Source organism: Kitasatospora sp. NPDC094028, from assembly GCF_049543595.1.
Taxonomy (GTDB): Bacteria; Actinomycetota; Actinomycetes; order Streptomycetales; family Streptomycetaceae; genus Kitasatospora.
Window position 1 is genome coordinate 38,509 of record NZ_JBMVFA010000037.1, and the last position, 22,603, is coordinate 61,111.

12 protein-coding genes are annotated in these 22,603 nt (G+C 72.3%); 3 read left to right on the top strand and 9 right to left on the bottom strand.

The window, feature by feature from the left end:
• Positions 1 to 11: 11 nt before the first annotated feature.
• From ACPC54_RS35280 to ACPC54_RS35295, 4 genes are all read right to left on the bottom strand, one after another.
• Complete coding sequence (locus ACPC54_RS35280; protein WP_498970611.1) at positions 12 to 1,958, bottom strand: APC family permease; 1,947 nt, start codon at positions 1,956 to 1,958, stop codon at positions 12 to 14.
• 294 nt (positions 1,959 to 2,252) lie between these two features.
• Complete coding sequence (locus ACPC54_RS35285; RefSeq protein ID WP_498970613.1) at positions 2,253 to 3,899, bottom strand: multicopper oxidase family protein; 1,647 nt, start codon at positions 3,897 to 3,899, stop codon at positions 2,253 to 2,255.
• Between the two features lie 108 nt (positions 3,900 to 4,007).
• Positions 4,008 to 4,499, bottom strand: a complete 492-nt coding sequence (locus ACPC54_RS35290; RefSeq protein WP_498970615.1) for a hypothetical protein — start codon at positions 4,497 to 4,499, stop codon at positions 4,008 to 4,010.
• Between the two features lie 101 nt (positions 4,500 to 4,600).
• Positions 4,601 to 4,723 carry a hypothetical protein gene (locus tag ACPC54_RS35295; RefSeq protein WP_498970617.1) on the bottom strand — a complete coding sequence of 41 codons (123 nt, stop codon included), beginning with the start codon at positions 4,721 to 4,723 and terminating at the stop codon, positions 4,601 to 4,603.
• On the opposite strand from ACPC54_RS35295, the gene ACPC54_RS35300 reads away from it, so the two are divergent.
• Positions 4,712 to 5,590 (top strand): YncE family protein, encoded by an 879-nt coding sequence (locus ACPC54_RS35300; RefSeq protein ID WP_498970619.1) that lies wholly within the window; start codon positions 4,712 to 4,714, stop codon positions 5,588 to 5,590. The genes ACPC54_RS35295 and ACPC54_RS35300 overlap by 12 nt on opposite strands.
• On the opposite strand, the gene ACPC54_RS35305 is transcribed toward ACPC54_RS35300, so the two are convergent.
• The 5 genes from ACPC54_RS35305 to ACPC54_RS35325 all read right to left on the bottom strand — a co-directional run bounded on the left by ACPC54_RS35305 (position 5,587) and on the right by ACPC54_RS35325 (position 14,821).
• Positions 5,587 to 6,006, bottom strand: coding sequence for a hypothetical protein (locus tag ACPC54_RS35305; RefSeq protein ID WP_498970621.1), 420 nt, complete (start codon positions 6,004 to 6,006; stop codon positions 5,587 to 5,589). The genes ACPC54_RS35300 and ACPC54_RS35305 overlap by 4 nt on opposite strands.
• Complete coding sequence (locus ACPC54_RS35310) at positions 6,003 to 6,632, bottom strand: VanZ family protein (RefSeq protein ID WP_498970622.1); 630 nt, start codon at positions 6,630 to 6,632, stop codon at positions 6,003 to 6,005. Before ACPC54_RS35310 ends, ACPC54_RS35305 begins: the two co-directional genes overlap by 4 nt.
• 125 nt (positions 6,633 to 6,757) lie before the next feature.
• A complete protein-coding gene (locus tag ACPC54_RS35315; RefSeq protein WP_498970624.1) occupies positions 6,758 to 7,318 on the bottom strand; it encodes an RICIN domain-containing protein in 561 nt (186 codons plus the stop codon).
• Between the two features lie 279 nt (positions 7,319 to 7,597).
• Complete coding sequence (locus ACPC54_RS35320) at positions 7,598 to 10,558, bottom strand: AfsR/SARP family transcriptional regulator (RefSeq protein ID WP_498970626.1); 2,961 nt, start codon at positions 10,556 to 10,558, stop codon at positions 7,598 to 7,600.
• A gap of 282 nt (positions 10,559 to 10,840) precedes the next feature.
• Positions 10,841 to 14,821, bottom strand: coding sequence for a LamG-like jellyroll fold domain-containing protein (locus tag ACPC54_RS35325; protein ID WP_498970628.1), 3,981 nt, complete (start codon positions 14,819 to 14,821; stop codon positions 10,841 to 10,843).
• A 210-nt stretch (positions 14,822 to 15,031) separates the two neighbouring features.
• Here ACPC54_RS35325 and ACPC54_RS35330 point away from each other — a divergent pair, with 210 nt between their 5' ends.
• Positions 15,032 to 22,027, top strand: coding sequence for a ricin-type beta-trefoil lectin domain protein (locus tag ACPC54_RS35330; RefSeq protein ID WP_498970630.1), 6,996 nt, complete (start codon positions 15,032 to 15,034; stop codon positions 22,025 to 22,027).
• Positions 22,028 to 22,200: 173 nt separating this feature from the next.
• A complete protein-coding gene (locus ACPC54_RS35335) occupies positions 22,201 to 22,602 on the top strand; it encodes a YccF domain-containing protein (protein ID WP_498970632.1) in 402 nt (133 codons plus the stop codon).
• Position 22,603: the final 1 nt, after the last annotated feature.

The following is a 22,603-nucleotide window of genomic DNA, read 5'->3' on the forward strand; positions in this document are numbered from 1 at the left end:
GGGCGGACCCGTCAGCCGACGTGGACGCGCGGGCGCCGGGTGCGGTCCGGCTCGGCCTCGCGCAGCACCTCGCGGGTGACCGGCGCGACCTCGCCCTGCCCGAACAGGAAGAACCGCAGGAACTGGGCGAACGGGTTGCCCTCGGTCCACTCGAAGTAGAGGTGCGGCCGCTGTCCGGTACGGTCCCGGACGGTGAGCGCCAGCGCCGCGATCGCGTTCGGGATGCTGGAGCTCTCCAGGGTGAGCACCCGGTAGCGCCCATGCAGGACCTCGCCGTGCACGGTCAGCTCGGACTCGAAGTCGGAGGCGTCGCGGACGGTGACCTCGACGAAGACCAGGTCGTCCTCGCCGGGGATGTCGTTGTCGGCGCGGATCTGGCGGATCTTGTCGCGGTACTCGGCGTTGTCGCGCTTGGTCGGCTCGTTGGCGATCAGGCGCAGCGGGCGGTGCGCGTAGTCCCTGATGAAACGTTCCGCCATATCGTCGAGCTCGACGTTCGTGACGCGCAGCTCGAACGCGCGGCGCAGCCGGGAGAGCAGCGAGATCAGGATGATGCCGGCGATGAAGCAGGCACCGATCTTGACGCCGTCCGGGCGCTCCATGGTGTTCAGCACCGTGGTGTAGAGGAAGACCGCCGAGATGACCCCGAAGGCGATGGTCCAGCCGCGCTGGCGCTTCTTGTACGCGGCGATGGTCACGGCGATCGCCGCCGAGCTGATCAGGACCAGCACACCGGTCGCGTAGGCGCCGCCCTGGGCGTCGACGTTCGCGTCGAACAGCCAGGTGATCAGGAAGCCGACGACGGTCAGGACGATCACCATCGGGCGGACGGCGCGGGCCCAGTGCGGGGCCATGCCGTAGCGCGGCAGGTAGCGGGGCAGCAGGTTGAGCATGCCCGCCATGGCGGAGGCGCCGGCGAACCAGAGGATGGCGATGGTCGAGAGGTCGTAGACGCTGCCGAAGCCGCCGCCCAGGTACTGGTGCGCCAGGAAGGCGAGGGCGCGGCCGTTGGCCTGGCCGCCGTCCTCGAACTCCTTGGCCGGGATGAGCAGGGTGCAGATGAAGCTCGACGTGATCAGGAAGGCGCTCATGATCACGGCGGCGGTGGTGAGCAGCTTGCGGGTGCCGCGGATCCGGCCGGCCGGGTTCGCGGCGGTGTCGCTCGGGTCGCCCTTGATGTGCGGCATCACGGCGACGCCGGTCTCGAAGCCGGACATGCCGAGCGCGAGCTTCGGGAAGACGACGAGCGAGACGCCGATCATGGCGAAGATGTTGCCGTGCTCGGTGGTCAGCGCGCCGGACCAGTCGGTGATCACGCTCGGGGCCTGGATGATCTTCCAGATGCCGACCGCGACGACGACCACGTTGAGCGCCAGGTAGACCCCGACGAGCGCCACGGCCAGGCCGATGGCCTCGCTGAAGCCCTTGAGGAACACCGCGCCGAGCAGGGCGACCAGGATCAGCGTGATGATCATCTGCTTGCCGCCGAGCACGCTGGTCAGGTGCGGGTTCTCGACCAGGTGCGCGCTGGCGTCGGCGGCCGAGAGCGTGATCGTGATGATGAAGTCCGTCGCCGCGAAGCCCAGCAGCGCGAGGACGAACAGCTTGCCCTTCCAGAACGACAGCAGCCGCTCCAGCATCGCGATCGAGCCCTCACCGCGCGGGCTCTCCTGCGCCACCCGCCGGTAGACCGGCAGCGCACCCAGCAGGGTGACGAGCACCAGCACGATCGTGGCGATCGGCGACAGCAGGCCGGCGGCCAGGGCGGCGATGCCCGGCTGGTAACCGAGCGTGGAGAAGTAGTCCAGACCGGTCAGGCACATCACGCGCCACCACGACTGGCCCGCGTGCGCTCCGTGCTCGACGGGCTCGGCGGAGTCCCCCGGCTCCGCACCGCCGTCCGACGCCTGCGCGGCCTCGGCCTCGGCCTTCTTGGCGGCGGCCTTCTCGGGGGACATGTCCTCGAGCAGCCAGTCGCGAAGCCGTATTCGGGCGGACGACGGCTCCTCCGTCGTCACCTCCGTCGAACCCGACGAAACCACCTTGCACCTCTTGTTTAAAGACCCCGTAAAAGCGCCGTCGGGCGACGGCAGTGCGCCAGGCTATGCGACCGCCGTTAAGGACGCGTCATCGGCCCGCGTTAAGAAAACGTCATGGCCGCGCAGGTCGGAGCGAGTGGCACGGCGCGACACGGGGGATGCCGGGGCGGGGCGCGTGCTCCCCGCCCCGGCGTCTCAACACTCGGACCGGTGTTACGCCTGGTAACCGAGGACCGTCATCATGCCCGTCTCCGCGTGGTAGACGTTGTGGCAGTGCACCATCCACAGCCCCGGGTTGTCGGCGTCGAAGTCGACGGCCAGGGTCGTGCCGGGCAGCACGATCGCGGTGTCCTTGCGCGGGCCGTCGCCGCCCAGCGCGAAGCTGTGCCCGTGCAGGTGGACGGGGTGCCACATGCTCGTGCTGTTGCGGAACTCCAGCCGCACCCGCTCCCCCGCCGCCACCGGGTGGCGCTGCGCCGGGTCGTACTTCCGGCCGTTGAAGCCCCAGTCGGCCTTGGCCATACCGCCGGTCAGCTCCAGCACGACCGTCCGGTCCGGGGCCCTGGCGGGCAGCCGGACGCTCGCGTCGGCCTTGAGCTGCGCGGCGGTGAGCAGCCTGCCGTCCAGCTCGGCCGGACGGGCGGCGGCGTCGGGCGCGGCGCCGCCGCCGGTGCGCAGCACGGCCAGCGCGGTCGCGTTCTTGCCTTCGGCGAGCGCCGTCAGCGGGAACACGCCGTCCTTCACGGTGACCAGCACGTCGTAGCGCTCGCCCATGCCGAGCAATAGCGCCTGGGTGGTGGCCTGCTCGACCGGGAAGCCGTCGGTGTGGGTGACCGTCAGCTCGTGGCCGCCGAGGGCGACCCGGTAGGCGGTGTCGCCGCCCGCGTTGACCAGCCGGATCCGGACGCGGTCGCCGGGCTTCGCGGTGAAGGTCTCGGGGGCGGTCGCGAGGCGCCCGTTGACCAGGTGGAACGGGTACGCGACGTCACCGGAGTCGCCGCCCAGCAGCGGGCTCGTGGCGCCCATCAGCATCCGGGACGGGCCGGCGGCGCCGGCGGTCGGGGAGCCGCCGCCCATGTCCATCCCGGGCATGCCCCCCATCCCGGGCATGCCGGACATGTCGTGGCCGGAATGGTCCATCCCGCCCATGCCCTTGGCGAGTTCGGCGAGCACCGCGTCCGGCGTGCTGCCGTCCACGCCGTCCACCCAGTCGTCCAGGACGACCACCCACTCCTTGTCGTAGCGCAGCGGCTCCTTCGGGTCCTCGACGATCAGCGGCGCGTACAGGCCGCGGTCCTGCTGGACGCCGGAGTGCGGGTGGAGCCAGTAGGTGCCCGGGTGGGCCAGCGCGAAGCGGTAGTCGAAGGCGGCGCCGGCCTTGACTGCGGCCTGGGTCAGGCCCGGCACGCCGTCCATGTCGTTGCGCAGCGCGAGGCCGTGCCAGTGCAGGGAGGTGGGCTGCGGCAGGTGGTTGGCGAGCGAGACGGCCAGGGTCTCGCCGGCCTTGGCGCGGATCTCCTGGCCCGGCAGGCGGTCGCCGTACGCCCAGCTGCGGACGGTTCGGCCGCCGAGGTCGAGGGTGGTCTCGGTGGCGGTAAGCGCGACCTTGCGCTCGGGGCCGGGGTTGCGCCGGGCCTCGGCGGCGGCCACCTCGGGGCCGTCCGGGGTGACGAAGCCGGCGGGCGGGGCGACGGCGGGGCTGCTCGCGCCGGCGCGGTCCGGGCCGGAGGTGCCGGACATGCCGGGCATGCCGGAGTGGTCCATGCCCTTCATGGAGTCGGACGAGCAGGCGGCGAGCAGGCCGGTGCCGGCGGCGGCGAGCGCCGCGCCGAGCACGGAACGGCGGGTGGGTGTGCGCATGACGGAGTGCACCTCGTGGGGTGGTGTGGGTGTGGTCGGGCGGCGCGTCGGCCGTTCCGTGCGCGGGCGCGAAGGCGCGCACGCGGGCACGGCACGGCAGGCGCGCGGCTACTGACGAAGCACCGACAACCGGGCGAGGAGTATCCGGCCGCCCCCGGGTGGGGGCAGCGCGCGGACGGCCCGCAGCAGGCGCGCCCGCACCGCGGCGGCGGCATCGCCACTGCGGCGCAGCAGCGGGCCGACCACCAGGAGCACCAGCGCCCAGCCGGCCAGGACGGCGAGACAGACGGCCATCGGGTCCATGCCGCCGGCGCCGCCGGGGTCGGCGGGGTCGGCGGCGTCCAGGGTGGTGGAGGGCCGAGCGGCCGGCTCGACGGTCATGGGCACGGCGTCGGCCATCGCGTGGTGGCTTCCGCCGACCGCCGGGCGGCCGCTCCCGGCGTGCCCGGCGTGCCCACCGGGCCCGCCGGAGGGGTGGCCGAGGGTGTGCATCGTCACGATGCCGAGCACCAGCGCGGCCAGCAGCAACAGCCGCGGCGCCCACGGGATCGACCGGATGGGCCGGATCGACGGGCCGAACGGCCGCGGTGACCGCGCCATCGGCTCACCTCCCGTTCCCGTCGACCCCATCCGCCACGTACCCCCGCAGGGTATCCCGCCGCCGGGCCGGGCACCGCGCCGGGTCGCCCGGGCCAGCCCGCTCACCCGTCCCGGCCGCCTTCCTCCCCGTCCCCGTCCCCGTGTTCCAGCAGGACGGCGGCCGCCAGGTGCTCGCGGAACCACCGGTGCCCCGGGTCGGCGTCGTTGCGCGGATGCCAGGCCATGCCGAGGTCCAGCGGCTCCACCACGCCAACAGCGGCCGCCGCACCGAGCTGACCCTGATCGACGCCGACACCCGGCGCGTCCTGGAGGTGATCGACCTCGCGCCCGAACACGGGCCGCACGGACTCGCGTTGGACACCGCCCGGAACCGTCTCTACGTCAGCGTCGAGGCCTCCGCGGACCGCCCCGGCGGCGTCGTCGTGATCGACACCGAGACCCGCCGCCCGCTCGGCCGGATCGACACCGACGCCCCCGGCCCGCACTGGTTCGCGATCTCCCCGGACGGGCGGACGGGCTACGCCACCAACAAGGAGGCGCCGTTCGTCTCCGTCGTCGACCTCGGCCGGGGCGTCCTGACCGCCAGGATCGAGGTGCCCGGCAGCGAGGGCCTGGCCGTCTCCCCGGACGGCGCCCGGGTCTACGTCGCCGGCCCCTACGCCGCGCCCGGCCCGCACCGCGCGAGGCCGGGCCTGCGCGTGATCGACGCCGCCACCGCCGCCGTCGTCGACGTACTGCCGACCGAGGACGTCGTCCTGCCGGTCCACCTCACCGCCACCGGGCTGCTGCTGGCCGGCGAGGTCCGGACGGCCCCCGACCCGGGCTCCCCGCTCGGGCGCCAACTCCCGGGCCGGCTCACGGTGTTCGACGCGGCCACGCACCGGATCGCCGGATCGGTCGAGGTCGGTCTGTTCCCGCTGACCATCACCTCCTCCCCGGACGGGCGGCTGGCGTACGTGTCCTGCGTCGTCTCGTCCACCGTCGAGATCGTCGACCTGCGGAGCCTGGAGGTGGTCGGGCGCCTCACCGTCCCCAAGCTCGCCGAACCGGGCGCGCACGGGCTGGCGTACCTGCCCAGGCCGGCCCGCTAACGGACCTGGGCGTCCGCCGCCAGCACCCGGCCGGCGGCGGACACGGTGACGTCGACGCGCACGGCCGACTCCCCCGCCGGTCCGGCCGGTCGGCGGTAACTCAGCGTCCGGCCACCGCCGTTCGGCCCGGCCGGGGTGACGACGGGCGTCACCCCGGTGATCCGGTCGGCGAACCAGGTCCGCGCGAACGCCGTCCCGGCGGCGACGACCTGCTCCGGGGCGAGCGCGGGCCCGGCCGCCGCCTCCGCGGCCACCTCGGTGAGCGCCAGCAGTCGGCCGGAGGGCTGCTCGATCCGGAAGCTCCCCCGGTCGGTGGTCACGTCCATCATCAGCTGCGGCTGCGTCAGGTCGGTCTCGGTGGTCGACACCCGCGCCTGGGCACCGAACAGGCCCTCCGCCACCCGCTGCGCCGTCACGATGTCGTCGGACGGCGCGGCGCGGCGATGCTGGAAGCATCCCCGTAGACCCGGACGCCCGAGGACAGCACCAGCCCGACCGCCGCCAGGCCGACGCCGCCGAGCACCGCCCCCTGCCACAGGTCACGCAGCGGCCGGGCCGGCCGCGCCCGGCGGGCCAGCAGCCAGGCGACGCCGAGCAGCACGCCCAGCACCGCGCCGGCCGAATTGTCCAGGAAGTCCGTGGCATCACAGGCCCGCCCGGTCCGGAGCAGCGCCTGCACGACCTCCGTCCCGGCGGACAACACCACACCGCCCGCCAGCACGGTCACCGGCCGCCGGAACAGCAGCACGCCGAAGAACGCTAGCGGCACGTAGAGCGCGATGTTCAACTTTCCCTGCGTGGCCAGCAGTTCGCTCCACGCCGACGCCCCGATCGCACAACTCGGCGACCCGGAAACATCGCTGGTCGTCGGCGTCAGCGTCACCGCCAACTCCCCCGCCAGACTCAGCCCCCACAGCACGGCCACCAGCACCGGCCCCCCTCCTCGCCGCGCCACCCACCAGCTACCGACGCCGAGCAGCAGCGCGAGGACGGCGAACACCGGGAACAGGGCGGGAGTGCCGTCGAGGGCGGCTTCGATCATCTCTGCTTCCAGTCGAGGAGATTGACGACGCGACTGCCGCACAGTGAATCAGACGCATACGGCCCTTTCCAAACCCTTCCCCCGGACCCGGCCCGCCGGATCCAGGGGAAGAGGCCGGAGTCCGATCAGCCGATCAGGCTCCAGCGCTGGTTCGTGCCACCGTTCGGGTACCACTGGATGACCGGGGCGCCGTCCGCCCGGCTCGCGCCGGAGACATCGAGGCCGAGGTCGCTGTGGAAGTTGACGACCGCCATCGACCCGTCCGCCGCGACGTTGACCTTCCCCCACCTCTGGTTGTCACCGCCGTTGCAGGTCCACTGCTGGATCGCCGCACCAACCCAGGTGCGCGAGAACGGCACGTCCAGGCACTTGTCACTGTTCACATTCCGAGCGAACCCGTTCGCGAACACCCACTTCTGGTTGTCGGCGCCGGTGCAGGTCGCCTGCTGGACGGGCGCACCGTCGTCGGTCCGCGAGCCCGCGACCTCCAGGCACTTGCCGCTGGAGCCGACCTGCAGCGAGACGGCGCTCCCGGCGGTGTCGATCGGGGTGTAGTTGAACCCGGTCGCCGACGCCGGCGCGGCGGCGAGCAGCCCACCGCCCAGCGCGAAGGCCAGCCCGGCCGCGGCCAGCCCGGCCCGACGCTTGACGACGGCACCCGCGGTCTTCACGGTGTTCTCGGTCATGACGATCCCCCCACTTGGGTTCGTATACGGCTCATCGCGGTCGGGCAGGACAGCCGGCACCGACCAGGAGCCGCGGATGATGGTTTCGGAGTGAGACGCCCGGGCGTTCCCGACCGTCTCACTCCCATAGACGTGCGACCCCCACGGGGGTTGCAGGTCACTTCGAAGAAATTTCTCCCCGCCCGCCGACCCGTCACCCGCGCCCGCCACCCGTGCCCCGGAGCGGGCCGTCGACCCCGACGCCGCGGCCGCCCGGATCCGGCGCCGGGGCACGCGCCGTCAACTCGTCGCGGGAGCCGGCCCGGGGCACGGTCTTACGAACAGGGCCGGGCGCGCACCGCTCAGGGCCCGGTCAGGGCCGGGCGCGCCGAGACGGGCCCGTTCGACCTCGTCGAGGATGCCACGGGCTTCGCTGAGCCAGGAGTCCAGGCCGTGGCGGTCCGCGAGCACGGCGGCCTGGAGTGCGCGGATGCGGGCCTGCGGCCACTCGGCGAAGCGGGCGTGGGTGCGGGCCATGATGATCAGGCTGTCGGCGGCGAGGGCGGCGTTGCCGAGCCCCTGGAAGACGTCGACGGCCTCCTGGAGCGCGGCGAAGGCCTCCTCCGGGCGACCGAGACGGCTCAGGACGTCGCCGAGCTTGGCCAGGGTGACGGCCGAGCTGTTGGCATTGCCGTACTCGCGCCAGAGCACCAGCGCCTCGCGGTACTGGGCCTCCGCCTCGTCGAGGCGGCCGGCCACGTGCAGCGCGTGCGCCAGGGAGTTGAGCAGAATCGCGGTGTGCCGCTCGCTCCCACCGGTCCGCCGGTGCAGGTCGAGGGCGGCTTGGGCATGCGCGAGCGCCTGGTCGGCCCGGCACGCGAAGCCGTAGGCGATCGACAGGCTCGCCCGGGTGGCGGCCTTGCTCGCGGGGTCCTCGAAGAGCGCGAGGGCTTCCTCCAGCACCTCGATGGCGCGGTCGTAGCGCCGGGCCATGCGGTGGCAGGCGCCGAGCGTCCGCAGCACCCACGCGCGGCCGATCCGGTCGCGCCCCCGTTCGGCGACGCGCAGTCCCTGCTGGAGGTAGTCCTCCCACTGGCCGGTCCACCAGCAGGTACGCATGTAGCCGAGCAGCCACACGGGCAGTCGCCACGCCAGGTCGGGGCGGGGGCCCCGGGCGGCCTGCCGGACGGCTTCGCCGATGTTCGGCAGCTCCTGCCGGCACCATGCCATCGCCTGCGCCTGGTCGGTGAAGACGGGCAGCGGGGCCGGCGGCGCCTCGTCGAGCCGGGGCGGCAGCTGGTACCCCTCGCCGAGGGCGAGCCGGGCGTCCTCCAGTGCCAGGGCGTACCACAGGCACAGCCGCTGCCGGGCGCACTCGCGTGCCGCGGCCGTCTCGTCCCGCTCGGCGCGTTCGGCGGCGTACTCGGCGAGCAGGTCGTGGAGGCGGTAGCGCAGCGGGGCGGGGCTCTCCAGCAGGTGGGCGTCGACCAACCGCTCCAGCAGGTCCTCCGACTGGCCCGGAGTGCGATCCAGGAGGGCCGCGGTGGCGGCGGGCGAGAGCACCTGTCCCGGCCACAGGCCGAGCAGGCGGAAGGCGCGGGCCGCTTCACGGTCACCGTGCCGGTCGCTGTCGCGCAGCACGCGGTAGCTGGAGCCGAACGTCGCCCGCAGGTCCAACTGCCCCGCGGACAGCGCGGAGAGGCGTCCGCGCTCGTGGTTGCCGACGCGGTCGGCGAGGATGGCCAGCGGCCAGGCGGGGCGGGCGACCAGCTGGGCACCCGCGATCCGCAGGGCCAGCGGCAGACCCGCGCAGGCGGCGAGGACGCGCAGCGCGGCGTCGAGGTCCTGTTCGACGCGGTCGTGGCCGCACAGGGCCGAGAGCAGTGCGCGCTGCTCCTCGGCGTCCATCGGCGCGAGCGGCAGGTGGTGGGCCGCGGGCAGGTCGGTGAGCGTGTTCCGGCTGGTGACGATCACGGCGCTGGAACCGGTGCCCGGCAGCAGCGGGAGGATCTGTGCGCTGTCGCGGGCGTTGTCGAGGACGATCAGCACGCGTCGGTCGGCCAGCACGCTGCGCAGCAGGGTGGAACGGTCGTCCGTACCGCTGGGCAGCGGCTGCCCGTCCGTTCCGAGCGCCGCCGGGGACAGGTCGTCCAGCAGGCCGGCCAGCACCTCGTGCGTCCCGCGGGGGGTGCCGGTGCCGAAGCCGCGCAGGTCGAGGTGGAGCTGGCCGTCGGGAAACCTGTCGCGCAGCAGGTGCGCGGCATGGACGGCGAGCGCGCTCTTGCCCACCCCGCCCATGCCCGTGACGGTGACCACCAGCGGGCCGTTCCCTTCGGCCGCCTGCTCCAGGAGGTGACACAGCCGGTCCGACTCCGCCTGGCGGCCGGTGAAGGACGCGGCGTCCGCGGGCAGTTGGGCTGGCACGGGGCCACGGGGCGCGACGAGGACCGGGACGACGGCCGGGCGGGCCGCGGCCGTCGCCGGGGCGGCCTGGATGTCGGCCGCGACCGGCGCCAGCAGGCCCGGGTCGGAGGTGAGGATCTGCTGGTGGACGGTGCGCAGCGCCGGTCCGGGGTCCACGCCCAGCTCCTCGGCCAGGGCCGCCCGGACCGTCTCGAACGCGGCGAGCGCCTCGGCCTGGCGCCCGCCGCGGTACAACGACGTGACGAGCAGGGCCTGCAGTCCCTCGTGGAGCGGGTGGTGCGCGGCCCAGCGGGCCAGTTCCGGGGTGATCGCGGCGTGCCGGCCCAGCTGCAGTTCGGCCTCGAAGCGGGATTCCAGGACCTGCAGGTGGGACTGGGTCAGCTGCTCGACCTCGGCCTCCAACGCGTGCAGTTCCGGCAGGTCCGACAACGGCCGTCCGCGCCACAGCGTCAGCGCCGCGCCCGCGTGCCCGGCGGCGGCCGGCCAGTCCTTCCGCGCACGGGCCTCGCGTGCGGCCACGAGGAGGTCCGTGAAGTCACGGACGTCCGACTCGCCCTCATCCACCCGTAGCAGCAGCCCGTTGCGGGCGGACTGCAGCCGCGGCACACCGTCCGCGTGGAGGACCCGTCGCAGCCGCAGCGCCTGGTTGTGCAGCGACGATATCGCCGCCGCCGGCGGCGTCTCACCCCACAGGGCGCGCTGAAGGGCGTCGAAGGACACCGCGCGGTTGGCCCGGAACACCAGCGCGGCCAACAGTGCGCGCCCCTTCGGGCCACCCACCGGCAGCACCCGGTCGTCCTGACGGACCACGAGGGGCCCGAGCAGGCTGAAGCGCATGAGTCACCCGATTCGGAACCAGCGCCACAGGGAGCGCCTGCATGGATCAACGGCAGGACGGATGGTATCCGCTGGTTGACGGTCAGGCATCGAGGGGTTGCTGTCGGCGAGGACAGCAGGTCAGGCGCCCTTTGCGGGCAGCGGTGGGCAGCATGCGGACGAGTCGGTCGGGGCGGACCGGGGGTGCCGGCAGTGGCCGCGGCACCCGCCGTGCCGCCCGCCGCCGGGTACGGCGAGGGGGCCCGCGGAGCTTTCCGCGGGCCCCCTCGGGGTGGTGGACGGTCAGGTGGTGGTGTAGAGCTTGTTCACCTCGTCGGCGGTCAGGGCGTACGGGTAGGTCCGGACGTCGGTGATGGCACCGCTGGTGAAGTTGCTGTACCCGGTCGTGTCCACGCCGGGACCGGCGGAGGCGCCGATGGAGAGGCCGTTGGGCGCGTGCCAGGGGCTGGTGTTCGAGACCGAGCCCTTGTACTGGCCGTTGACGTACAGCGACAGGGCGTGGGTGTCGACGCTGTAGGTCGCGGTGACCAGGCTCCAGCCGAGGGCCGCGTTGCCGGGCGCGACGGTCCCGACCCAGTTGGTGCTCGGGTTGTCGCTGGTGGTGGCGCTGACGCCCCAGTTGGTGTTGCTTGCCCCGCCCTCCGCGTTGAGCCAGAGGTAGAACGCCTGGTGGTTGCTGCCGCCCTCGGACAGGATCGTCTGGTCGCCGGTCGGCAGGGAGGCGAGGTTGACCCAGGCGGACACCGTGTAGCTCTGCGCGGTGTCCACCACCGGGGCGGAGGTGCGCAGGTAGCCGCTGCCGGCGGCGAAGTTGGCCGCGCCGTTGGCGGTGTTGTTGCGGCCGGTGGTCCAGCCGACGTTCCCGTAGACGGTCGCGGGGCTCAGGCTGCTGGTGTCGGCGGCGACGCCGTTGCTGGTGCTGGCCTGGGTGAGCTGCCACCGGTCCTGGCCGAAGCCGGTGTTCAGGACGACGTTGGTGGCCGTCCAGGTGTAGCCGGGGTTGCAGGTGGAGCCGGTGACCGGAGAGTTGGGGTAGCCGGTCCAGATCCGGACGTCGTGGGAGGTCGTGACGCCCCACAGGGTCGGGTGGCCGCCGCCGGTCAGGTCGCCGTCCGAGCCGACGTACGGGTAGCCGGCGCCGGTGACGCCGCATCCGATCAGGGTGTTGCTGGCGAGGCTGGTGAACGTCGGGAAGGTGGAGGTGCCGCCGTACTTGCCGGTGACGGTGACGTTCCCGGGGGTGAAGGTGTAGCCGCGGACGTCACCGGACGAGTTGTTGCGCGCCCACAGGCCGGGGCGGCCCGAGCCGTTCCAGTCCCCGGGAGAGATCAGGTTCCAGCCCTTCCAGCCGGTGTAGGTGAGGTTGGTCGGGGAGCCGAGCTGGCCGTCGCCGACCGCCGGGTAGAACCACAGGGCGCCGTCGCCGTCCGGGCTGGTCTCGATGGTGAACAGGCCGGTGCGGTCGAAGAAGGTGCCGGCGTTGAGGTCGGTGTGCGAGGGGTCGCCGCTGGCGGCGATCTCCAGGACGGTCGACCAGTCGGCCGCGTAGCCGGTGCACGGGGCCGCGGTGCCGCCGCCCTTGGTGGCGACGGTGGGGTCGCAGGCCGGCTTCGTCAGGGGGGTGCGGTTGTCGAAGACGCCGGGGACGGCGGTGTTGTTGCCCGGGGCGTTCGGGTACCAGTAGAGGTTCTTGTCGCCGGGCTTGTGGACGATCAGGTCGTCCACGTTCCTGCCGCCGCTCAGGCTGCCGCGGTGGGTGGTCTTGTAGCCGGTCCACGGGTCGGCGCCGGGGTTGGCCGCGTCGTAGTTGGGCGTGCCGGCCTGCCTGGCGGACACCAGGACGGGCGGCGCGGTCTCCAGCGGGTTGCCCGGGACGGCGTAGGCACGGAGGTTGCCGGAGGCGTCCGGGGTGACGATCTTCGGCACGCCGTCACCGGTGACGTCACCGAAGACCGGCGCGTTCCCCTTCGGGTTCCACGGCACGTAGAACGAGTAGGCGGCGATCGGCGAGAGGTTGCCCGCGTTGTCCTCGGCCTGGGCGTAGACGATGTTGGTGCCCCAGTGCGTCGCCGTCACCGGCAGCTGGCCGCTGGGCATCGAGGAGCCACACTGCCAGGAGCCGTCGGCGATCTGCGGGTCCCAGCCGTAGCGGACGCAGGCCACGCCGGAGGAGTCGAATCCGCTCGGGGCCGGGTCGGTGGCGGTGAAGGGGACGTACCCCTGCTGACCGACGTAGATCTGCTGGGCCTGGCCGCTGCCGGAGGGCACGAACTGCTTGGTCGGGTCGGTCACCGCGCTGTAGGCCAGCTGCGGCGGGGTCAGGTCGACCCGGAAGTGGCAGACCGCGCCCGGGCCGGACCACGGCACGCCCGACACGCCGTCGAAGGCGTACATGTACCAGCCGTACGCGTGGCCGTCCTTGAGGGTGCCCGCCGGGAGCGTGGCGGTGGCCGTGCCGTTGTTGGCGGTCAGGCCGGTCTGGCCCCAGAAGACGTTCGGCGAGCCGCTGACGCTGTCGTCCCAGACGCTGCCCTGGCCCCACAGCTGCTGCTGGACGGAGCTGGACACCGTGGCGGTCAGGCTGACGGCGTTCGCCTGGTCGCTGCCCGCGCCGAGCCAGCCCCAGCTGCCGATCGGGCTGCTGTCGCAGGCCTGGTTGGTCGCGGACGGGCTGGCCGTCCGCGGGCTCGGCGAGACGGCCTCGTTGGTCGGCACGTTCGGCGTGCGGTCGTAGGTGATTGCCAGCGACGGCTGGTAGGCCAGCCGCTTCAGGCCGTTGGCGTCGGACTCGTTGCCGTAGACGCCGAAGGTGATCGTGCCGTTGCTGGTGTTGGCGTTCGACTGGACCGCGCTGGTGACGGTGTAGCTGAACGGCACGTTGGGGTAGCAGCCGGTCTGGCCCGAGCCGGGCACCGGGTCCGTGCCGAGCGAACCGCCGATCTGCGACGGCTGGTTGCTCCAGACGGTGCTGCTGTCGATCGGGCCGGTCTGGTACAGGCTCAGCGGATAGGTGGTGCTGCAGCTCCAGCTGGCGGAGCTGTACTCCTGGAGGTTCATCGTCGCCGAGCCGATGACGGCACCGGTGAGGCCGCTGACGTTGAACTGGTAGAAGGAGCGCTCGACGTCGTTGGGCGAGCAGCTGCCGCCGGCGGCGTAGTAGCCGCAGAGGCCCACACCGGGGTAGTCGGAGTCGTTGGGGCCGGTGTGCATCCAGTTGGGTGTGCTGTGCGCGGACTGCACCCAGGTGTACGCGTACGAGTTGGCGGTGACCGGCTGGAAGTCCGGGTCGATGTAGTACGGCGCCGTGCCGTGCGCCAGCAGGTCCTTGTCGGGCGCCAGGTCGATGCCCTTGGCGTTCGCGGTGGCCGGCAGCTGGGCGACCTTGGCGCTGCGGCCGGGCGCGGCCGGGTCGCTGACCTCGTGCGCCGCGGCACCGTCCGCCGGGGCGGCGGCGGCCGTGCGCGGCCGGGCGCCGGCGGAGCCGGTGGAGCTGTCCCACATCGAGGGCGCGGAGGACGCCCAACGCGGCTTTCCGTCCGCCGACTTGGCGACCAGGCTGCCGTCCTTGCCGCCGCTGACCGAGATGCCCTCGCCCGCGACGTCGAAGTGCAGCGTCGCCAACCGCGGGTCGGCCGCGGCCGCCTGGGTCTTCACGACCAGGACGGTGCGCAGGCCGCCGGCCTTGGTGGCGGTGACCTTGAGGTCGGTGTCGGGGGCGACGGAGGGGTAGAGCAGGCTGTCGCCGCTGACGGTCGGAGCCGGCAGCTTGAACGGCGCGGTGAGCGAGAGCTTGCGGCCGTCCGCGTCGGTGAGCGTGGCGAGCGGGCCGTCGCCGCCCTTGGACAGCACGAGCGGCGCGACCGAGACCTTCGGCGAGAAGGTGCCGTCCGCGTTGGCGGCCAGGCCCGCGTCCAGGGCGGCCCAGCCGCCGCCCCGCTTGACCCGCTGCTGATCGGGGTGGGAGGTCAGCCGCAGGTGGCCTTCCGGCGTCGCCACGGTCTCGCTGGACTCGGTGGTCAGCGAGTCGATCGGGACGTCCTGGTGGGTGGCCTTCGCCTTGGCGATCGCGCGGCCCGCCGCGTCGGCCTCCGGGACGTCCTTGCGGTGCTGCGCGTCGGCCGCCGCGACGGCGCTGGGGGACGGCCGGCCCGCCGGCGCGTCGGCGACCGCCGAGGGTATCGGGACGGCTGAGGCGACCAGCAGGGCCGCTGCGGCGGCGAGCGGCCGCGACAGCGCGCGCCCGCGTGTGCGTTGTCTGTTCACGCGACCGATGGTGACCTGCGGCGTTCACGATCCGATCATCGCCGCGGTGATCGGATCGTGAACGCCGCGCGCGACGATGGCGGGCCGCGCGCGCCCCCGGGAGGCGGGCGAACGCGACGGTCAGATCGATCAACTCATGGAGGGATTGTGCCAGTGTCGCACGTTCCTGAGCCACGCTCACGAACGATTCGTGGTGTCAGAGACAGGGTCGTGGCGGTCACCGCCGCGGCCCTGCTCGGTTCGATGCTCGTGCCGGTGCCGTTCGCCGCGGCCGCCGGCCCGGACTACTCGCGGACCTGGGAGCCGCCGAACACGCCGCTGGCGAAGACGGCGTCGGTCAAGGGCAAGGACGTCGCCCCGGTTCCGGTGACCAAGCCGGCTCACCCGGTGCCGCCGGCCTGGCATCCGCCGTCCGCGAAGCATCCGTACCCGCAGGGGCACGCCGGCGTCCGGCTGGGCAGTGCGCCCTCGGCGGCCGCGGGCTCCGCGGCCGGTGACGAGAGCGCGGCGACGGGGCTGCCGGTCGCGCTCGCGCCGCTCGCCGGGTCACCGGTGGCCGGGCAGAGCGTCGACGTCGACGTCGCGGACAGCCGGAGCACGTCGGCCGCCGGCATCGCCGGCCTGGTGGTGCAGCTGTCGCAGCCCGGCAAGTCCGAGGCGGGCCGGGTCCGGCTGTCGATCGACGCGGCCGGGGTCGACGGGCTGTTCGGCGCGAACTGGGCCTCACGCGCCCGGCTGGTCCTGCTGCCCGACTGCGCGGTCGTGGCGCCCAAGGTCGCGGGCTGCCTCAAGCAGACCCCGCTGGAGTCGCACTTCGACCCGGCCACGAAGAAGATCGTCGCCGACGTCGCACTGCCCGGCAACGACGGCAAGCCGCACACCAGCATCCAGTCGCTGACCGCCACGGCGGCCACGACCTCCACCACCGTCGGCGTGGTCTCCGGAACCTCCAGCGGCGCCGGCACGTACTCCGCCACCTCGCTCAACCCGTCGCAGTCCTGGACGGCCGGCAGCTCCTCGGGGGCGTTCACGTACGGCTACCCGGTGCAGGTCCCGCCGGCCCTGGGCGGGTCGGCGCCGGCGGTCTCGCTCGGCTACGACTCGTCGTCGGTGGACGGCAAAACCTCCTCGACGAACTCCCAGGCGTCCTGGATCGGCGACGGCTGGGACTACCAGCCCGGTTTCGTCGAGCGCTCCTACCAGTCGTGCGCGAACGACGGGATCACGGGCTCCGGTGACGAGTGCTGGGCGGGTGCGAACCTGACCCTCTCGCTGGCCGGCCACTCCGGTCAGCTCGTCCCGGACGACGCCTCCTGCACCTCCGGTGCGCCGGCCGCGACGGAGCAGTCGGCCTGCACCTGGCGGCTGAAGGGCGACGACGGCACGAAGGTCCAGTTCCTGACCGGCGCCACCAACGGCACCTGGAACGGTTCCTACCTCAAGCTCACCGACACCGGCGGCACGGTGTTCTACTTCGGCCTCAACCACCTGCCGGACGCGAACGGCAACCCGACCACGATCGGCGCCGACAGCGGCTCGGCGTGGACCGTCCCGGTGTTCTCCCCGAACTCCGGCGACCCGTGCTACGACAGCACCAAGGGCAAGGCGTCCTGGTGCCAGGCGGCCTGGCGGTGGAACCTCGACTTCGTCGTCGACCCGCACGGCAACCTGACCACCTACACCTACACCCCCGAGACGAACGACTACGCGCTGGGCGGCGGCCAGAACAACGGCTCCGGGACCAACCAGTCCTACACGCGCGCCGGCGTGCCGGCCACGATCGGCTACGGCCAGCGGCTCTCCGACCAGCTCGGCGCCAACGGCTCGTACAGCCCGGCCGCGAAGATCGTCTTCACGGTGGGCGAGCGCTGCGTCACCTCCACGACGGCCTGCGACCCCTCGCAGCGGACCAACGCGAACGCGGCCAACTGGCCGGACGTCCCGCTGGACCAGCAGTGCGACGGGACCAGCACCTGCACCAACTACGGGCCGTCGTTCTGGACCACCAAGTGGCTGAACGGCGTCACCACGATGATCCGGGTCAAGGGCGCCTACCAGACGGTCGACTCGTACGCGCTGAACCACCAGTTCATCGACGTCCAGAACGCCACCGAGAACACCCAGGTCCCGTGGCTCGCCTCGGTCCAGCGAACGGGCCAGGACAGCCAGGCCTCCGGCAACGCCGTCCAGCTGCCGCCGGTGTCGTTCACCGCGCAGCTCCTGCCCAACCGGGTCGACGGCTCCAACCTGGTCCCGGCCCCGCCGGCGTACAACCGCCCGCGCATCCAGCTGGTCACCACCGAGACCGGTTCGACCATCGGCGTCAACTACCCTCCCGCCGCCTGCTCACGCACCGGCAACGTGATGCCGGCCTCCGCGGACAGCGACACGCTGTCCTGCTTCAACGTGAAGTGGTACCCGCCGGGTTCGGCCGCCGGCGCCGCACCGGTCGACGACTGGTTCCTGCGCTACCCGGTCGCCGGCGTGACGGTGAACCCGGGCACCCCGGGCTCGGTCCCGCAGACCACCGCCTTCACCTATGGCAACGCGGCCTGGCACCGCAACGACTCCCCGCTCACGCAGGACGTCACCCGCACCTGGGACCAGTTCCGCGGCTACGCCGGCGTCACCACCGTCGCCGGCAGCGGCACCGACGGGCCCAAGTCGCAGAAGGCCACGACCTTCTACCAGGGCATGGACGGCGACCTGCTCGCCAACGGCACCACCCGCAGCATCACCGTCGCGGGGCCGATGAGCACGGCGGTGACCGACTCCGACTGGCTGTCCGGCCAGACCCTGGAGTCCGACGCCTACGACCAGTCCGGCGGCACCATCACCTCGTACGCGGTGAACACCTCCAGCGGTCCGGTCACCACGGCCACCCACGCCCAGGGCAGCCTGCCCGCCCTCATCGCCCGCTACGCGGCGACCACGACGGTGGGCACCTCGAAGGCGCGCAAGGCGGACGGCACCTGGAGCACCTCCACCACGACCACCACCACCGACAGCGCGCACAACAACCGGCCGACCACCAAGCTGAACAGCGCGGACGGACTGCCGGACGTCTGCGACAAGTACACCTACGCGACCGGCACCAACCCGCAGCAGACCGACCTGCTGTCCCGCACGATCGTGGAGACCGGCACCAACCCCTGCACCGCCCAGGCCCTCCAGCCCAACACCGTCTCCGCCACCCGCACGCTCTACGACGGACTCCCCTTCGGGCAGGCCGGAGCGGTCGGCGACCCGACCGGATCCCAGGTCCTCGACAGCTGGGACGCGAGCGGCAGCCCGGTCTACCCGACCGTCCAGACCAAGACCTTCGACGCCTACGGCCGGGTCACCGCCGTCACCGACCCGTTCTCCACCGACAACGCCCACCCCAACGGCGCGACCACCACCACCGGCTACTCCGCCGCACAGACCGGCGAGTTGCCGACCGGCACCACCGTCACCACCCCGGCCCCGGCCGGCGCCGGTGACGCGAGCACGGGCCGCACCACGACCACGACGCTGGACAGCGCCCGTGCGCTGCCGACCGCGGTCACCGACCCCAACAGCCGCACGACGCACGAGGCCTACGACCAGCTCGGCCGCCTCACCGGCGTCTGGCTGCCGGGCCAGCCCACCACGTCCAACGCGAACAAGACCTTCGCCTACTCCCTTCCGGGCATCGTCAACGGCAACGCGGTGCCTCCGACGGTCACCACCTCCACGCTCAAGCAGACCGGCACCAGCTACCTCGTCAGCGTCGAGATCATGGACGGCCTGAGCCGATCGGTCCAGACGCAGTCGACTCCCGCGATCTCGGCCTACACCGGGCGGGTGATCACCGACACGGTGTACGACTCGCAGGGCCGGGTGACCCGCGCGAACGCCGCCTGGTACAACAACGACACCGCGCCGGCCCCGACGCTCTACCGGACGACCACGGGCCAGGTCCCGAACCAGACGTACAACGTCTACGACGGCCAGGGCCGCCCGGTGACCACCCAGTTCATCGCCTTCGGCGTGGTGCAGAGCACGACCAGCACCGGGTACCCGGGCGCGGACCGCACCGACGTGACGCCGCCCGCCGGCGCGACGCCGACCTCCACCGTCACCGACGCCCGCGGCCGGAAGACCCAGCTCTGGCAGTACCGGACGGCCACCGCCACCGGTACCCAGACCGACGCCGACGTGACGTCCTACACCTACACGACGGACGGCCACCTCGCCACGCAGAAGGACGCCGCCGGCAACACCTGGAGCCACAGCTACGACCTGCGCGGGCGTGAGGTCTCCGCGTCCCACCCGGACACCGGCACCACCACCAGGGCGTACGACCCGGCGGGCCGGCTGGCCTCCGTGACCGACAACCGCAACCAGACCGTCACCTACACGTACGACCTGCTCGGGCGCAAGACCGGCTCCTACGCGGGGTCGGTGAGCTCGGCCAACCAGCTGACCGGCTTCACCTACGACACGGTCCTGCCGGGCCGGCTGGCCACCTCCACCCGCTACACCGGCGGAGCCTCCGGCAACGCCTACACCACCTCCTTCGACGCCTTCGACACCGGCTACCACCCCACCCAGACCACCACCACGATCCCCGGATCCGAGATCGGCTCCACCACCCCGTTCAAGTACGTCTACAACGCCGGCTACGACCCGATCACCGGCGCACTGACCTCCGACAACCGCTCGGCGGTCGGCGACATCGCCACCGAGGAGGTCGACTACACGTACGACGTCAACGGTCCGCTGCTCACGTTCGGCGCCTTCGGCGGTGCCACGTACGACGTCGGCTCGGCCTGGGACGCCTACGGACGCAACACCCGCTCCACCGTGAACCCGTGGGGCACGCAGATCGTCGTCACCAACACCTACGACGAGTCCACCGGCCGCCCGCTCACGCAGTACGTGGACAAGCAGACCGCCGCCACCGGCGCCGTCCAGCAGCTCACGTACGCCTACAACGCGGCGGGCCAGCTGACGGCCGTCCGCAACATCCCGGACAACACGCCGTCGTCCACCGACCTGCAGTGCTTCGGCTACGACTACCTCAACCGGCTGACCACCGCCTGGTCGGACACCGGCGCGCTCACCCAGGCCACCCAGCCCACGGTCGGCGGCGTCGGCTCCTGCGCCAACGGCACGCCCACCAGCGGCGCCCAGGCGCCCGCCAGGACGACCGTCGGAGGACCGGCCGCCTACTGGCAGAGCTACGGCTACGACCTGACCGGCAACCGGACCCAGCTCGTCCAGCACGACCCGTCCGGCGACACCACCAAGGACGCGACCACCACCCAGACCTTCCCGGCCGCGGGCACCACCAACACCGGCACCGGCGGACCGCACGCCCTGTCCACCGCCAGCACCGTCGTCAACGGCAACACCACCGTGTACGCCCACGACACCTACGACGCGGTCGGCAACACCGCGGGCCTCTACACCTACGCGACCGGCACGACCACCCTCGGCTGGACGGCCGAGGACCGGCTCGACACCGTCAACCCGGCCGTCCAGATCACCGGCGTCGGTGGCAAGTGCCTCTACCTCCAGAACAGCAGCAGCGCGGCCGGCACCCCGGCGGCGATCGCCGGTTGCACCAGCTCTCCCGCCGAGAAGTTCAACACCACCGGCAACGTCCTCAAGGTCTACGGCCAGTGCCTGACCGCCATGGGCACCACGGCCGGCTCCGCGATCCAGCTCCAGTCCTGTGACGGGAGCGCGGCGCAGACCTGGACGAGCCGCTCCGACGGCACCCTGCTCAACGCCGCCGCCAACCGCTGCCTCGCCGTCCCCGGTGACGTCACCGCGGACGGCACCCTGCTGGCCCTCGCCGACTGCGGCACCACCGTCCCGGCCGGCCAGCGCTGGAACGTCGGCGACCAGCACACCGGCTACGTGTACGACGCGGACGGCAACCAGCTCGTCCGCCACGACCCCGGCAAGACCACCATCACCCTCGGTGGTGACGAGCTGGTCTACAACACCACGACCAAGCAGTCCCCCACCGGCGTCCGCTACTACCAGATGCCCGGTGGCATCACGCTGGTCCGCCAGGGCGGCACCGCCACCTACCAGATCAACGACCCGCACGGCACCGGCGCTCTCGCGTTCGACGCCACCGCGCTGACCGAGAGCCGCCGCCCCACCGACCCGTTCGGCAGCCCCCGCGGCACCCAGCCCAGCACCTGGGCCGGCGACCGCGGGTTCGCCGGCGGCACCAAGGACGACGCCACCGGTCTCACCAACCTCGGTGCCCGCGAGTACCAGCCCAGCACCGGCCGGTTCCTCAACCCGGACCCGGTGCTCGGCCCCAACAACCCCCAGCAGTGGAACAGTTACGCGTACAGCAACAACGATCCGGTCAACTCCAGTGACCCCAGCGGCCTCTACACCTGCCGCAACGGCCACGAGGGCTGCGACGCCCACGGAAACGCCTGCGGCAGCGACTGCAGCCCCGAGGCGACCATGGCCGGCGACTGCGTGACCTCGGAATGCAACACCGGCGACGACGTGGTCAACCAGAACCCGGACCACACGTACGACGAGCAGAAGCAGGCCCGCGTCAGCCGGATCCTCAAGCAGGCGCACGACTGGGACGCGCCGCCCAAGCCGGTGACGGTGAAGGGATATCCCCGGTTCCCGAACCAGGAGCGCATGGGCCCGTTGGAGCTGGGCTGGGCCTGGGCCGCCGGATATCTGCCCGACGACGTCTACTTCCTCGACGGTGACTACCTGACGACCGAGGTGAGGAAGCTCCAGCACGTCAAGGACGCGGAGGCGGGGCTCATCAACGGTGGCATCAGCACGATGCCGGTCGGTGAGCAGGTCGTGGACAACTACAGCATCAGCAGTTACCCACAGGAGAAGATCCGCTCACTGTTCTGGCAGGACGTCACCTCGCTGGTCGGAATGCCCAAGCTCTCATCGGACTGGGCGAACGACCGGAGCCACACCAAGATGTTCCTCGGCAGCTTCCAGATGAACTACACGGTCATCGCCCGCGACACGAAGAACGGGGTTTCCACCGTCCAGTTCGAGATCACGAATCCGACCACGGTGGCGTCCGGAACCCGCCCGCCGGGCAGCAGCGGATACTCGGGGAAGAACGCCCAAGCCGGGAGCGCCGATTCGAAGACCGGGAGCTGGCACGACCTGACGGAACACTTCATCTGGACGGAGCAGATCAGATGGCCGAGGTTCGAGCAGCGCTGACCGAACCTCCTGAGTAGTCGCCTCAGAACAGCGGCCCGCCGGACCGACCGGCGGGCCGCTGTCCGCGTCCCGGACCGATCCCTGAGAGACGACCCCTAAGGGCGTGGGCACGCTCGCCGACGGGCATGTCACGGTCGTAGGACAACGCCGTCAGCCGTGAGAAGGTACCAAGCATGAGTGCGATCAAGTTCATCCTCAATGTCATCTGGCTGGTCTTCTGTGGCTTTTGGATGGCTCTCGCCTACACGCTCGCCGGAATCATCTGCTGCGTGCTGATCATCACCATCCCGTTCGGCATCGCCTCGTTCCGGATCGCCGGCTTCATCCTGTGGCCCTTCGGGCGGACCACCGTCGAGCGGCGTGACGCCGGGGTCGCGTCCTGCGTCGGCAACGTGATCTGGTTCGTCTTCGCCGGCTGGTGGCTGGCGCTCGCGCACATCGTCACCAGCATCCCGCTGTTCCTGTCGATCATCGGCGCCCCCTTCGGCTGGGCCAACCTCAAGATGATCCCGGTCTCCCTCATGCCGCTCGGCCGCGAGATCGTCTCCACCGACCGCGAGTGGGGCGCCCGGTAAA

What these genes read in the sequence shown, in the direction of transcription:
- ACPC54_RS35290 (WP_498970615.1), bottom strand. Translation starts at nt 4,499, where the DNA reads ATGGCGCGGTCACCGCGGCCGTTCGGCCCGTCGATCCGGCCCATCCGG.
- ACPC54_RS35320 (WP_498970626.1), bottom strand. Translation starts at nt 10,558, where the DNA reads ATGCGCTTCAGCCTGCTCGGGCCCCTCGTGGTCCGTCAGGACGACCGG.
- ACPC54_RS35310 (WP_498970622.1), bottom strand. Translation starts at nt 6,632, where the DNA reads ATGATCGAAGCCGCCCTCGACGGCACTCCCGCCCTGTTCCCGGTGTTC.
- ACPC54_RS35285 (WP_498970613.1), bottom strand. Translation starts at nt 3,899, where the DNA reads ATGCGCACACCCACCCGCCGTTCCGTGCTCGGCGCGGCGCTCGCCGCC.
- ACPC54_RS35300 (WP_498970619.1), top strand. Translation starts at nt 4,712, where the DNA reads ATGCCAGGCCATGCCGAGGTCCAGCGGCTCCACCACGCCAACAGCGGC.
- ACPC54_RS35335 (WP_498970632.1), top strand. Translation starts at nt 22,201, where the DNA reads ATGAGTGCGATCAAGTTCATCCTCAATGTCATCTGGCTGGTCTTCTGT.
- ACPC54_RS35315 (WP_498970624.1), bottom strand. Translation starts at nt 7,318, where the DNA reads ATGACCGAGAACACCGTGAAGACCGCGGGTGCCGTCGTCAAGCGTCGG.
- ACPC54_RS35280 (WP_498970611.1), bottom strand. Translation starts at nt 1,958, where the DNA reads ATGTCCCCCGAGAAGGCCGCCGCCAAGAAGGCCGAGGCCGAGGCCGCG.
- ACPC54_RS35295 (WP_498970617.1), bottom strand. Translation starts at nt 4,723, where the DNA reads ATGGCCTGGCATCCGCGCAACGACGCCGACCCGGGGCACCGGTGGTTC.